Source organism: Bhargavaea cecembensis, from assembly GCF_001619585.1.
Classification (GTDB): domain Bacteria; phylum Bacillota; class Bacilli; order Bacillales_A; family Planococcaceae; genus Bhargavaea; species Bhargavaea cecembensis_A.
Map to the genome: position 1 here is coordinate 244636 of NZ_LQNT01000001.1, position 12543 is coordinate 257178.

The 12543-nt window shown below is 54.1% G+C and carries 12 protein-coding genes; 10 read left to right on the forward strand and 2 right to left on the reverse strand.

Features of this window, described 5'->3' with window-relative positions; all coding sequences use genetic code 11:
* Window positions 1-82: 82 nt before the first annotated feature.
* From AV656_RS01270 to AV656_RS01285, 4 genes are all read left to right on the forward strand, one after another.
* A complete protein-coding gene (locus AV656_RS01270) occupies window positions 83-907 on the forward strand; it encodes a DUF368 domain-containing protein (protein ID WP_063178044.1) in 825 nt (274 codons plus the stop codon).
* A gap of 87 nt (window positions 908-994) precedes the next feature.
* Window positions 995-1669: an SOS response-associated peptidase gene (locus tag AV656_RS01275; RefSeq protein ID WP_063178046.1), complete on the forward strand. Its 675-nt coding sequence runs from the start codon at window positions 995-997 to the stop codon at window positions 1667-1669.
* A 436-nt stretch (window positions 1670-2105) separates the two neighbouring features.
* Window positions 2106-3647 carry a PAS domain-containing sensor histidine kinase gene (locus AV656_RS01280; protein ID WP_197462183.1) on the forward strand — a complete coding sequence of 514 codons (1542 nt, stop codon included), beginning with the start codon at window positions 2106-2108 and terminating at the stop codon, window positions 3645-3647.
* 122 nt (window positions 3648-3769) lie between these two features.
* Window positions 3770-4555, forward strand: coding sequence for a 3D domain-containing protein (locus AV656_RS01285; protein ID WP_063178050.1), 786 nt, complete (start codon window positions 3770-3772; stop codon window positions 4553-4555).
* 74 nt (window positions 4556-4629) lie between these two features.
* Here AV656_RS01285 and AV656_RS01290 read toward each other — a convergent pair whose 3' ends face one another.
* Window positions 4630-5784, reverse strand: a complete 1155-nt coding sequence (locus AV656_RS01290) for an MFS transporter (RefSeq protein ID WP_063178052.1) — start codon at window positions 5782-5784, stop codon at window positions 4630-4632.
* Between the two features lie 151 nt (window positions 5785-5935).
* On the opposite strand from AV656_RS01290, the gene wrbA reads away from it, so the two are divergent.
* From wrbA to argF, 4 genes are all read left to right on the forward strand, one after another.
* Window positions 5936-6559 (forward strand): NAD(P)H:quinone oxidoreductase, encoded by a 624-nt coding sequence (gene wrbA / locus AV656_RS01295; RefSeq protein ID WP_063178877.1) that lies wholly within the window; start codon window positions 5936-5938, stop codon window positions 6557-6559.
* A gap of 114 nt (window positions 6560-6673) precedes the next feature.
* Window positions 6674-7723 (forward strand): hypothetical protein, encoded by a 1050-nt coding sequence (locus tag AV656_RS01300; RefSeq protein ID WP_063178878.1) that lies wholly within the window; start codon window positions 6674-6676, stop codon window positions 7721-7723.
* Window positions 7724-7806: 83 nt separating this feature from the next.
* On the forward strand, window positions 7807-8895 hold the full coding sequence (locus AV656_RS01305) for a M42 family metallopeptidase (RefSeq protein ID WP_063178054.1): 1089 nt from the start codon (window positions 7807-7809) through the stop codon (window positions 8893-8895).
* A 160-nt stretch (window positions 8896-9055) separates the two neighbouring features.
* Window positions 9056-10018 (forward strand): ornithine carbamoyltransferase, encoded by a 963-nt coding sequence (argF, locus tag AV656_RS01310; RefSeq protein ID WP_231877217.1) that lies wholly within the window; start codon window positions 9056-9058, stop codon window positions 10016-10018.
* 46 nt (window positions 10019-10064) lie between these two features.
* Here the strand turns inward: argF and sspI are convergent, their stop codons facing one another.
* Entirely contained in the window at window positions 10065-10283 is a 219-nt protein-coding gene (gene sspI / locus AV656_RS01315; RefSeq protein ID WP_063178055.1) for a small acid-soluble spore protein SspI, read from the reverse strand.
* 102 nt (window positions 10284-10385) lie between these two features.
* Between sspI and AV656_RS01320 the strand changes: the two genes are divergently transcribed.
* Window positions 10386-11147 carry a TrmH family RNA methyltransferase gene (locus AV656_RS01320; RefSeq protein WP_063178057.1) on the forward strand — a complete coding sequence of 254 codons (762 nt, stop codon included), beginning with the start codon at window positions 10386-10388 and terminating at the stop codon, window positions 11145-11147.
* Between the two features lie 353 nt (window positions 11148-11500).
* Complete coding sequence (gene pheS / locus AV656_RS01325) at window positions 11501-12538, forward strand: phenylalanine--tRNA ligase subunit alpha (RefSeq protein ID WP_063178059.1); 1038 nt, start codon at window positions 11501-11503, stop codon at window positions 12536-12538.
* Window positions 12539-12543: the final 5 nt, after the last annotated feature.

Genomic DNA, 12543 nt, shown 5'->3' on the forward strand with positions numbered 1-12543 from the left:
ATCCCGACGATTGTTCATATGCCGCGATCTTCAGTGCTATACTGGAGTCGTTGATTTGAATTTGGGAGGATGGAAACTTTTTATGGAATGGAAAAACATATATCGCGGCCTCATGATGGGCATCAGCGACCTGATTCCCGGGGTGAGCGGGGGGACGATCGCCCTGATCCTCGGAATTTATGATCGTCTGCTGTCGGCCATCAGCGGATTCTTCAGCAAGGACTGGAAAAAGCACCTCCTGTTTCTGATTCCTCTTGGGGCGGGAATTGGAGCGGCCCTGTTGCTGTTCAGCCGGCTGATTGATTATTTGCTGACGTATCATATCGTTCCGACGCAATTCTTCTTTATCGGACTGGTACTCGGTGTCTTGCCTTTCCTGACGAGAGAAGCGGGGATGGCACGGAACTTCGGACCTGTTCACTACGCGCTTCTTATTGCAGTCGGAATCGCGCTTGCCGCCACCGCTTTCCTGAGTCCGGCAGAATCTGAACCGATCCGCGAGCTGAACGCCTCCAATGCCCTGGGGCTGTTTTTTGCAGGCTGGCTCGGCAGTATGGCTATGCTTCTGCCGGGGATCAGCGGCTCGTTCATTCTGCTGTTGCTCGGTGCTTATTCAACGGCGATTGCAGCTTTGTCTGACCTGAACCTGCCGATCATTGCGGTGATCGGTGCGGGAGTAGGGGTCGGCTTCATCATCAGCAGCAAAGTGATCCACTATCTGCTCAGCAGAATTCCTACCTTGATGTATGCCATCATCATCGGTCTGATCGCCGGGTCCGTGTTCGTCATCTTCCCGGGACTGCCGGGAGACTTCCTGACCGGAATCATTAGCCTGGTCACATTTTTTGCGGGCCTGATCCTGACGGCAGCCATCGGCAGGGCGGGAAGGAATCGCGAGGTCCGCTAAATACGAAAGAAAACGGTTCGTGCACTTGCACGGACCGTTCTTTTTATGTATAACGGTTAAAAGCAAATGGACAGGGAGGGACTTGCGATGTGCGGAAGGTTTACTTTGTATGTCCCATACAGGGAACTGATTGAACGGTTTGGTGTCACGCGGGCATTCGAAGAAGAAGAATATCTCCCAAGCTACAATATCGCACCGACCCAGCAGGTGGTGGCCGTGATCAATGACGGCAGGGAAAACCGGATGGGCAAACTGCGCTGGGGGCTAGTCCCCGGATGGGCGAAAGATGTAAAAATCGGAAACCGAATGATTAATGCCCGTGCAGAAACCTTGGCGGAAAAGCCGAGTTTCCGGCAGGCATTTGAGCGCCGCCGCTGCATCATTCCGGCCGATTCGTTCTATGAATGGCAACGGGAAGGGGAAAACCGCAGGCCGATGAGAATACGGCTGAAGGACGAACCGGTATTTGGCATGGCCGGACTTTGGGAGACCTGGATTTCTCCCGATGGAGAGAAAGTCCACACATGCACAGCCATTACGACCCGTCCAAACCGGCTGATGGAAAAGATCCATGACCGCATGCCCGTGATTCTGGATCCTGCAAATGAAGCAGAGTGGCTAAACCCGGATATCCGGGACACGGGAACACTGAGCCGGCTGCTCGTCCCGTACGAGGCGGCCAAAATGGAGGCTTATGAAATCTCGCCTGACGTGAACTCGCCAAAGAACAACAGCCCCGAACTGATTAAGCCATATTGCTGAACCAGTATTCAGTATAATTTCGGCCGTTATTCCAACCTCTCGGCATAATCATGCGATAGTTCTTCTCTAATGCAAAAAATACTAGTATAATATACTTAATAAAGAGACTGAAAAGTAAGGCTTTAGGTCAGGAAGGGCGACTTAAGGTTCGATTTTCTGGATGAGAGCGAGATGAAGAATGGAGAACACAGAGCTTTTCCAAGCAAACAATTCCGGATATCTATATTCTGTGCTGCATATTGAAAGCGGACATTATTGTATGGTTGCAAGTGGAAAGGAGGAATCTTGCAGACTCCCCTCATCATTGGATTACTCTGTCCATGACATGGCTCATTTCAAGGATTTGCCGCTCTTTTTTGAAAGGATTCGCGTTGCGCACGCCGGCGGGGAATTCATCCCTTTTTCGGTTAGGGGCAAGGACGCTGACCATTCCCCGATGTATGTGGAACGGATTGAACGGATTGATGAGCATCATGTGCTGATGCAAGCTTTTCCGATCACAAAAAATCCTGTCCAGCTCGCAACTATCAACCCGCCGGCTGCCTGGAGCAGCCCGTTTTTTGAATTCATGGAAGAAGCGGCGCTCCTGTTAAAACCTGATGGTGAAGTCATGCAAATTAACGCGGCCTTCACGAATGAATATGGCTGGACGAAAGATGACCTTGTGGGGGGAATCCTTCCATACGTTCCCGAGGATCTTCAGGAGGAGTTTCATCTCACCAGAGACCGTCTGCTGGCTGGGGAAAAAAAGATCAGCCTGGAGACAGTAAGGCTGAAAAAAGACGGTACCCGTGTTCTGGTCAGCATCCGGGCGTATCCGGTTTATGACAGTGAAGGCCGTCTTGCCGCGACAACTGCCGTCATGGTTTCCAAAGAATCGGCAGCAGCCACCCGGTCACTAATCCAGCTTCAGGAACGGATTATCAAAGATCGCGACCAGCTCATTGTCGATATCATGGAAAATACCGACTTGGGTGTTGCCCAGTTTGATTTCATACGCGAAAAGTTCATTTATCTGAACCCGGCCATCGAAGGTTTATTTGACATGGATCTGAATGATATCTATGCGAACCCGCGGGCGATCCACCATCATATCCACCCGGACGATTTGGCCCTGATAGAAAAAACGCTTGTCAGCTCCGAGTCTGTCACCGGTGAAGTGGAATATCGGATTCTGGCTCCCGGCAAGGGGATGAAGTGGCTGCGTACGAAGTCGGTAGCGGTTCGCGACAGTGACGAACGGGTGATCCGTTCAATCGGGTTCACGCAGGATATTACAAAGCAGAAATTTTCGGAAGAAATGAGCCTCAAATGGGAAAAACTTGGCATGGTCGGCCACTTGGCCGCCGGAATAGCGCATGAGGTAAGAACACCCCTTACAGTTGTCAAAGGATTCATGCAGCTGATGGATGAAGCTGGTTCTGCCGGCACCTATACCGACATCATCTTGGAACAAATGGATCGCATTGGAGAAATTGTCGATGAACTGCTGATGCTGGCAGACCCCCACCAGGAAGACGAAATGAAATCGGCTGACCTGGTGAAAGTGCTGTCGGAAGTCATGCATCTTCTCAAGGCGGAAGCCCGGATGCATAACTGTATACTCCGATTTAAAATACCGGAAGGACCGCTTCTTGCCATCTGCAAAACCGATGAGATCAAGCATGTGATCATCAATCTGGTGAAGAATTCCATTGAGGCCATGCCGGATGGCGGGACGGTCCAACTGGCAGCCTGGGATGCGGGGGAAGGGACGATCATCGAAGTCAGGGATGAAGGCATCGGTATTCCCGAGGAACGGCTGCCCCGTCTTGGGGAGCCCTTCTATTCAAACAAAGAAAAAGGCACAGGCATGGGCCTGATGAAAAGTTTTAAGATCATCGAACGGCATGAGGGCTCGATTGAGTTTGAAAGTGAAGTAGGAAAGGGAACGACTGCGAGGGTCTGGCTGCCGCGTGAAAGCAATTCGACTAATTGAGATTCTATGAAACTATTTCGAGAGTGTAATAGTTTGTTTTCGTTTCTTCATCGATTTGTTACGCCACTGTAACATAGGCGTGGTAGAGTGGGTGTCGTTGAAGAAAGGAGACATTTACCATTATGAAAAAAAGCTTGATTGCGCTGACGGCAGCGCTGACACTGGGTGCAGGTGCAGGAACAGTTTCCGCTTCGGGTCATACCGTATCCAAAGGTGATACACTCTGGTCCATCTCTCAGGCCAACTCTGTCACAGTCGCACAGCTGAAACAGTGGAATTCCCTTTCCTCTGATCTGATCTATCCGGGAGATGTTCTGACTACCTCCGGGGACAGCAAAGCGACTCAAACCAATCAGAAAGCGTCTGCTGCAGCGAAGCCGGCAGCATCCGCCTCCACATATACCGTCAAGAGCGGCGATACGCTCTACCGAATCGCGACCAACCATGGAATCAGCGTCAACACGCTGATGGGACTGAACGGTCTCAGCAGCACGCTGATTCATCCGGGACAAGCCCTGAAAGTTTCCGGCAAAGTTGTCCAGGCAAGCGCGTCCAACACGGCGTCTGCTTCCAAGTCTGACAACGCGGCGTCCGCTTCCAAGTCTGAACCATCTGCAACGCGTGAACTCTCTGTTCGTGCAACTGCATACACGGCATACTGCAACGGCTGCTCCGGAATTACGGCCACGGGCATCGACCTGAAAGCCAATCCTAACCAGAAAGTCATCGCAGTCGACCCTAAAGTCATTCCGCTCGGAACGAAAGTTTGGGTTGAAGGTTACGGTGAAGCCATCGCAGGAGACACCGGCGGCGCCATCAAAGGCAACCGCATCGATGTCTTTATCCCGAACAAGAGCCGCGCACTTCAGTGGGGATCCAAGACAGTCACTGTTAAGATTCTCGACTAATCAAGATATGCCAAACGGCCATCCGAACCTGTTCTACAGGTAGCGGATGGCCGTTTTGTGTTTCAAGAATGAAATCAATCTGCTTTCGTGCGTCTCAGTCCGGACAGTGCATAGGCGGCCACGGCAAGCAGGACCGCCCCGGTGAGCAAGAAAGCTCCGCGGGCGTTCAGGCCGAGAAGACCAATCAGGCCGGATCCCGCAACCACACCGATTGAGAAAAAGGCATAGAAATAGCCATAGGCCTTGCCCCGGTAATGTGCATCTGTTGAGTCGATCAGAAGAGAATTGACGGAAGGGAACAGGAAGGCAAACCCGACACCGTAAAGGGACATGGCAGCATAAAGCAGAGGCAACTGTCCTGCCGAAGAAAGAAAGAGCATGCTGGCTCCCATGAGGGCGATGCCGAATGCGAGTGTCGCCTCGGGCCTGACACGATCAAACAGGCGGTTGGTCGGCAGGATGAAAATCAGGATGGCGACAAGGCCGAAGACGCTGAGCAGCAGGCCGCTTGTTTTTGTATCGAACCCGAGCGCCTCGACCCTGAGAGGCAGGACCAGTGCGAGTACGCCCTGGGAGAACATCAGGAAGAATGCGCCTGCAAATGCCCGGACAACACCGGCATGCCGGAACAGGGCACCCACCGGGAAATGCCCGGAAGAATCGCCGGATTCCGCTTGATCATTTCTTTGTTTCGCGTTGCCGCGAAGGATGAACAGGGCAAGGGCCGCGAGTATCAGGAGAAAAACGCCATTCATCATCATGATGAAGGGTGCGCCGGTTTTGGATGCGATGATGCCGCTCAAAGCAGGACCGGCAATGGCAGCCAGTCCGACGAAAGCACCCGACAAGGCGGAGTTCCTGCCCCGGTTGGATTCTTCCGAACGGTTGGCGATGAACGTGAATGCCGCCGGAACAATCAGCCCCTCCATGAAACCGTGGATCACCCGAACTGCCAGAAGGGAGGTTGGTGTGTCTACGGGTGTATAGAGGAACAGGGCAGCCGAGGATAAAAGCAGGCCGCTGACCAGGATCGGAAAGGGGCCAAGCCGGTCTGTGGCAAAACCTGAAAAGACGTTGCCGATCGTATTGGCGAATGAATAGATGCCGACGACCAGACCGGTGACAAAGGGAGTCGCACCGAGCAGAACAGCATGAGGGCTCATCACCGGCAACTGGCTGAACAGGTCAAAAAACGAGAAGAAAATGATGAAGTAAATGAAGATACGCATGACCAGGCCTCTTTCCGGAGCATCGTAAGTTCACTTTATCATGAGGGCCGGCATCCGTCATCAGTTCAGGAATGGAGTTTATCCTTACGGGGAGGAGGCAATAGTAGTAATGTTTGCTTTCAACTATCACGAATTCAAAGGAGTTGTTCGTATGGATTCAATCAAGCTTGCAGTGATTCACTACAGTTCGACCGGAACCAATCATAAACTGGCTCACTGGGCCGGTGAAGCAGCACAGGAAGCAGGTGCGGAAGTCAAGGTCCTGAAGGTTGCCGAAACAGCTCCGGAAGCAGCGATTTCGTCAAATCCTGCCTGGAAACAGCACTATGACTCGGTGAAGGATGAGCCGGAAGCCAAGCCGGAAGACCTGGAATGGGCGGACGCCATCATCTTCAGCGCACCGACCCGCTTCGGCAGCAAGTCAGTCCAGATGCAGCAGTTCTTCGATACGACCGGCGGTCTTTGGGCGCAGGGCAAGCTCGTCAACAAAGTATGCAGCGCGATGTCCTCAGCCCAGAATCCGCACGGCGGGCAGGAAGCGACCATCCTTTCGCTGTACACGTCACTCTTCCACTGGGGCGCCATCATTGCCGCTCCCGGTTACACGGATCAGTCGGTATTTGCAGCGGGCGGGAACCCATACGGTACGAGTGTCTCGGTCGACCAGGACGGCAATATGGTCGAAGGGGAAGACAAAATCAAAGCAGCCGTTCAGCATCAGGCCCGTCGTACGATTGAAGTCGCCAAGTGGGTCAAGCAAGGTTCCAACGGCTGAATCTGAACATTGTGTGAACCGCCTCCAATCCGGGGGCGGTTTATTCCTGCCGCTGAAGGAGAGGGATGCAGCGGCCGCGTATAATAGAAGTAAATGAAAGTGGAGGGTGATCCGATGAACGCTGTCGTCCGCAAATCTGCAAATCCCGTCTGGCTGATCCTGCTATTGCTTGTGCTTGGATCCAACCTGATTCTCTACAGGACCGAATTCGGCGGCCATGTGCTTTCGGGGGCATCCGGGACGGTCGTGATCGGCTCCCTGATCGACCTGGCAATCGTGGCGCCGCTCCTGTTTCTTGCTTGGAGAAGATCGATCACGCTGAAGGGATTCCTTTTCGGCGCGGCCACAGGTCTGATCGCGGCGCGGTTCCTCATTCCTGACGAGTGGCTGGGCAGCTATACGCCGATCACCTATATCGGCTTTGCTGCCGAAGGGGCATTTATACTTCTGGAGTTGGTGCTCGTCGTCTCGCTGTTTGTCTACCTGCCAAAGATTATCCGGACAACCGGTGAGGATCCGAAGCCTCTCCTTTTTGCGTTCCCTGCTGCCGTCGATAGCCATATCCGGAGCCATCCGATTATCCATGCATTCTGTTCGGAGATGCTGATGTTCTACTATGCATTCGGATCATGGAAAAGGAAGCCCCGCCTAACCGAGGATGCGTTTACCCTCCACAGGAACACCAGTCACATGGCCATGCAGATGATGCTGATCCATGCCATTATCATCGAAACGATCGGCATCCACTGGTGGCTCCATGAAAAGTCGCTTGTCCTATCAATTATCCTTCTTATCCTGAACCTGTATTCGGTGATCTACCTGATCGCGGACATGCAGGCAGTCCGGCTCACCCCGTCGGTTTTCGGCGGCGACCACCTTTACCTGTCTCTTGGCATGTCCAACCGGATGGAAATCCGTTATTCGGACATCGAAGAAGTGGTGACCGAAGGGGAGGAACTGTCCGGCAAGCTCACCAAAGACACCGCAGTGTTCATCGCCAGAGACTTTGAGGCGGCCCATCCTGATGTCCTGCTCAGGCTGAAGCAGCCGGTTTCCGCAACTCTGTTTATGGGAATCCGCAGACCTTACCGTGCGGTCGCGGTCAGGACGGATGAAAAGGATGCGTTCATCAGGCGCCTGAAAAAAGAGTTGGATGATCATTGATGGCCATCTTTTGCCAAAATGTTTTGAAAACATTTGCTCCATCCACTATAATTTGAATGACACATGTTTAGGAGGTCGAAGTAATGGTACAGCTTGATGAACAGCTACAGATGCTGAAAGACCTGACAGATGCAAAAGGAATCCCGGGTAACGAACGGGAACCCCGAGAAGTGATGAAGCGTTACATCGAACCGTTTGCCGATTCGATTGACTATGACGGACTCGGTTCACTGATTGCCGAAAAGAAAGGCGCAGAGGGAGGCCCGCGCGTGCTGGTGGCCGGCCACCTTGATGAAGTCGGCTTCATGATTTCCAAAATCGATGAAAAAGGCTTTTTGAGTTTCCAGACAGTCGGGGGCTGGTGGTCGCAGGTCATGCTCGCACAGCGCGTGACAATCGTGACCCGTGACGGGCGTGAAATCACGGGTGTGATCGGCTCCAAGCCGCCGCATATTCTGTCTGCCGATGCCCGCAAGAAGCCGGTCGACATCAAGGATATGTTTATCGATATCGGTGCTTCCTCAAAGGATGAGGCGATGGAGTGGGGCGTGCGCCCGGGAGACATGGTTGCCCCTTACTTTGAATTCACGGTCATGAACAATCCGGATTACCTGCTTGCCAAAGCCTGGGATAACCGGATCGGCTGCGCCATCGCCATTGATGTTCTGCGCAAGCTGAAAGATGAGCAGCACCCGAACACCGTCTTCTCGGCAGGAGCCGTCCAGGAAGAGATCGGCCTGCGCGGTGCCCGGACAGTCGCTGCCAAGGTAAAGCCGGACATCGGCTTTGCCGTGGATGTGGGCATCGCGGGAGACACGCCCGGCGTCTCGTCCAAAGAGGCTTCCGGCAAGATGGGCGACGGCCCGCAAATCGTCCTGTTCGACGCATCGATGGTCTCCCACAAAGGCCTCCGGGACCTGGTCGTGGATACGGCCGAAGAGCAGGGGATCCCGTATCAGTTTGAAACCATTCCGGGAGGCGGAACGGATGCAGGCTCCATCCACCTGGCAAACGAAGGTGTCCCGTCCCTCGCGATCTGCATCCCGACCCGCTACATCCACAGCCATGCGGCGATCCTGCACAAAAAGGATTACGAGCACGCGGTACAGCTGATCGTGGAAGTCATCAAGAAACTGGACCGTGAAACGGTCGACCGCCTGACATTCGAATAATCATGAACCTCCCCGCCATTCCTTACCGGTTGGCGGGGAGGTTTTTTTTGTGTATAAGTTCAAGAAAAAAATAGAAAATGGTAATAAAGAACCGCTTGATTTAATATTTATACAATTGTATAATGATGCAACAAGATGAATAAACGGAAGGGTGAGTTGAATGTTCATGACGGGGATGCAGGAGATGGTATTGGTTGAAAGCCTGAAGGGGAAAGATCTGCTGGCACTGGACCAGCTTTCGGGCGATGAAGTAAAAGGCCTGGTGGAACTGGGGGTTGTACTGAAAAAACTCGGTTCGGAGGGCCGTTACCCGAAACTGCTCGCCGGGAAGATCCTCGGAATGATCTTCGAGAAACATTCGACCCGAACGAGGATTTCCTTTGAGTCCGGCATGATCCAGCTCGGGGGTCATGCAATGTATATGAACTCGCGTGACATGCAGATCGGCCGCGGAGAATCGGTTTATGACACTGCGCATGTGCTGTCGGGGTACCTGGATGCGATCATGATCCGGGCCAATAAGCACACCATGGTGCAGGAGCTGGCGGACGAGGCAAGCATTCCGGTCATCAACGGGCTGACGGATATCTATCATCCGTGCCAGGCGCTCGCCGACCTCCTGACAGTGCGTGAGGTGAAGGGCGGGCTGGAAGGCCGCAAGATCGCTTATGTGGGAGACGGGAACAATGTGGCACACTCCCTGATCATCGCCGCTGCACATACCGGAATGGAGATTGCGGTCGCAACTCCTGAAGGCTATGAGCCGTCACCGGATGTGATGGAAACAGCCGTCGCCATCGCAGGAAAGACCGGGGGGCAGGTCAGCTGGACCTCCGATCCGGTCAAGGCGGTCAGCGGGGCGGATGCCGTCTACACCGACACCTGGACCAGCATGGGGCAGGAAGAGGAAACGGCAGCAAGGCTTGAAGTGTTTAAGGGCTTCATGGTCGACGATGAGCTCGTCAAGCACGCGAAGGAGGATTACATGTTCCTTCACTGCCTGCCGGCCCACCGCGGCGAAGAAGTAGCGGCATCCGTCATCGACGGCCCGAACTCCTACATCTTCCAGCAGGCCGAAAACCGTCTCCATGCACAAAAAGCGGTTCTCGCATCGATTCTTTAAGTGAACACGTAAAAAGCCGCCGATACCGGCGGCTTTTCCTATTGGCTTACTGTACCTTTTTGCCGAATGCGGATTCCAGGTCGGCCAGGACGTTCTGCTTTTCGGCCGGATCGGCCTGCTGCCAGAATTTCTCGAAGATCACGCCGAGGCCCGGAAGCAGATGCTCCTCGCCCCGGGCGATGGCGTCATCGATGACGCCCCGAATGTCTTCTGCCGAGTTCCCCTGCATGTTGGCCGTGATGGCATCGCGGATCTGGAAGTTCATGTTCATCACCCTCCTGCAAAAAGGTTCTCCGTTTTGCTCGCCGGCTATACATCTGTTTTGCTACACTTAAGGCAAATAACGGATGACGGAAGGTGTCACAGATTGAAGCGGATTGAATCCACACAGAACTCGCTTGTGAAGCATTGGAAAAAGCTGGTCAACACCAGGAAAGAACGGGACAAAACCGGAGAGTTTCTCGTAGAAGGGGAACATCTGGCGGAAGAGGCGCTAAAAAAAGAAGGTGCCGTACTGGCACTGATTTTCAGGGAAGGGATCACGCTTCCGGACTACTGGGAGACCGGCGAAGTCCAGCTGATTGAAATCACTTCCCAGGTCGAACGGGAAATCACGGATACCGAACACCCGCAGGGAATCTATGCGCAGTGCCGGATTCCGGAAGTGAGTGCGGACGAGCAGGAGAGCTGGAAAACCTTGCTTCTCATTGATGCCGTCCAGGATCCGGGCAATATCGGAACGATGATCCGCACCGCCGATGCGGCCGGCATCGATGCAGTGATTCTCGGAAAAGGAAGTGCGGATCCCTATGCTCCCAAAACAGTCCGTTCCGCACAGGGCTCGCATTTCCATCTGCCTGTCATTCGCGGGGATCTGCAGGAAACGGTCCTCGAGCTGAAAAGCAGGGGAATTCCGGTTTACGGCACGGCACTCGAGGGAGCAGTTGCATATGACGATCCGGGTAAAGGCGACACATTCGCGCTGATTGTCGGCAATGAGGGGAATGGAGTGAATCCGGATCTGCTGGCAGAAACGGACAAGAAACTGATGGTTCCTCTCCGTGGACTGGCCGAATCACTGAATGTTGCCGTCGCGACGGGGATTCTGCTCTATGCACTGCGGGCCTGAACCGGCTTGACCCTCGGCAGAAAGTTCCGATATACTGGAGAAGTAAACGACCAAAGACATTGAGCGGGAAGAGTAGGCTGCCCATCGGATGACAGGGAGCTGGCGCCAGAGACTGGAAGCGCCGGTGATCGGAAGGCGTCGAAGTTCACCCCGCGAGTTGCCGCCGGGACCAGCATCAGCTGTAAAGGCGAGCCGGCACACAGCCGTTATCCTGTCCAGAGTGACCGCACCCATGTGCGGTAATCAGGGTGGTACCGCGAGTTCAGCCTCGTCCCTATATCAGGGGCGGGGCTTTTTGTATGCCCGGAAATGCAAGGACAGGCGGCAGTCTGGTTAACGAAAGGAGAATCCGAATGGAGCAGCAACTGCAGCAGTTGAAGGAAGAAGCGCTTCAGGCCATCGCATCGGCGGCTGATGTGAAGTCGCTCAATGATGTCCGGGTCAAGTACCTGGGCAAGAAGGGGCCGGTTACGGACCTGTTAAAGGGAATGGGCAAGCTTCCGGCAGAAGAACGGCCAAAAATGGGCGCGCTCGTCAATGAGGTGCGCGGCGAGGTGACCGCAGAGCTCGAGAGCCGGATGGCTGCACTGGAGGAGCAGGCAGTCGCGAAGAAGCTTGAAGCGGAATCGATCGACGTGACGCTTCCTGGCACGGCGGTGAAGACAGGCAACCACCATCCGCTCACCCGCATCATCGAGGAGATCGAAGACTTCTTCATTTCGATGGGCTATGAAGTCGCGGAAGGTCCGGAAGTGGAGAAGGACTACTATAACTTTGAAGCACTGAATCTGCCCAAGGGCCACCCGGCACGCGATATGCAGGATTCTTTCTACATCACCGAGGACATCCTCCTCAGGACGCATACATCGCCGGTGCAGGCACGCACGATGGAAGTGAAAGAAGGCAAGCCGTTTAAGATCATCTGTCCGGGCAAGGTTTACCGCCGGGACAATGACGACGCGACCCACTCCCATCAGTTCACACAGATCGAGGGGCTGGTCGTCGGCGAGAATATCCGGATGAGTGACCTGAAAGGGACACTGGACCGTTTTGCCAAGAAGATGTTCGGCGAAGACCGGGAAATCCGTCTCCGCCCAAGCTACTTCCCGTTCACGGAACCGTCGGTCGAGATGGACATTTCCTGCTTCAAGTGCGGCGGCTCGGGCTGTAACGTCTGCAAAAAAACAGGCTGGATCGAGATTTTGGGGGCCGGCATGGTCCACCCGAACGTGCTCCGCATGGGCGGCTATGATCCGGATGTACATTCCGGTTTCGCATTCGGCATGGGGCCGGAGCGGATTGCAATGCTGAAATACGGAATCGAGGACATCCGCCATTTCTACACGGATGATCTCCGGTTCATCGGACAATTCCGCAGGACGGAAGGCTGAGGAGG

Excerpts from the sequence above, each read along its gene's own strand:
- AV656_RS01270 (WP_063178044.1), top strand. The coding sequence starts at position 83 with ATGGAATGGAAAAACATATATCGCGGCCTCATGATGGGCATCAGCGAC.
- AV656_RS01275 (WP_063178046.1), top strand. The coding sequence starts at position 995 with ATGTGCGGAAGGTTTACTTTGTATGTCCCATACAGGGAACTGATTGAA.
- AV656_RS01280 (WP_197462183.1), top strand. The coding sequence starts at position 2,106 with ATGTATGTGGAACGGATTGAACGGATTGATGAGCATCATGTGCTGATG.
- AV656_RS01285 (WP_063178050.1), top strand. The coding sequence starts at position 3,770 with ATGAAAAAAAGCTTGATTGCGCTGACGGCAGCGCTGACACTGGGTGCA.
- AV656_RS01290 (WP_063178052.1), bottom strand. The coding sequence starts at position 5,784 with ATGCGTATCTTCATTTACTTCATCATTTTCTTCTCGTTTTTTGACCTG.
- wrbA (WP_063178877.1), top strand. The coding sequence starts at position 5,936 with ATGGATTCAATCAAGCTTGCAGTGATTCACTACAGTTCGACCGGAACC.
- AV656_RS01300 (WP_063178878.1), top strand. The coding sequence starts at position 6,674 with ATGAACGCTGTCGTCCGCAAATCTGCAAATCCCGTCTGGCTGATCCTG.
- AV656_RS01305 (WP_063178054.1), top strand. The coding sequence starts at position 7,807 with ATGGTACAGCTTGATGAACAGCTACAGATGCTGAAAGACCTGACAGAT.
- argF (WP_231877217.1), top strand. The coding sequence starts at position 9,056 with ATGTTCATGACGGGGATGCAGGAGATGGTATTGGTTGAAAGCCTGAAG.
- sspI (WP_063178055.1), bottom strand. The coding sequence starts at position 10,283 with ATGAACTTCCAGATCCGCGATGCCATCACGGCCAACATGCAGGGGAAC.
- pheS (WP_063178059.1), top strand. The coding sequence starts at position 11,501 with ATGGAGCAGCAACTGCAGCAGTTGAAGGAAGAAGCGCTTCAGGCCATC.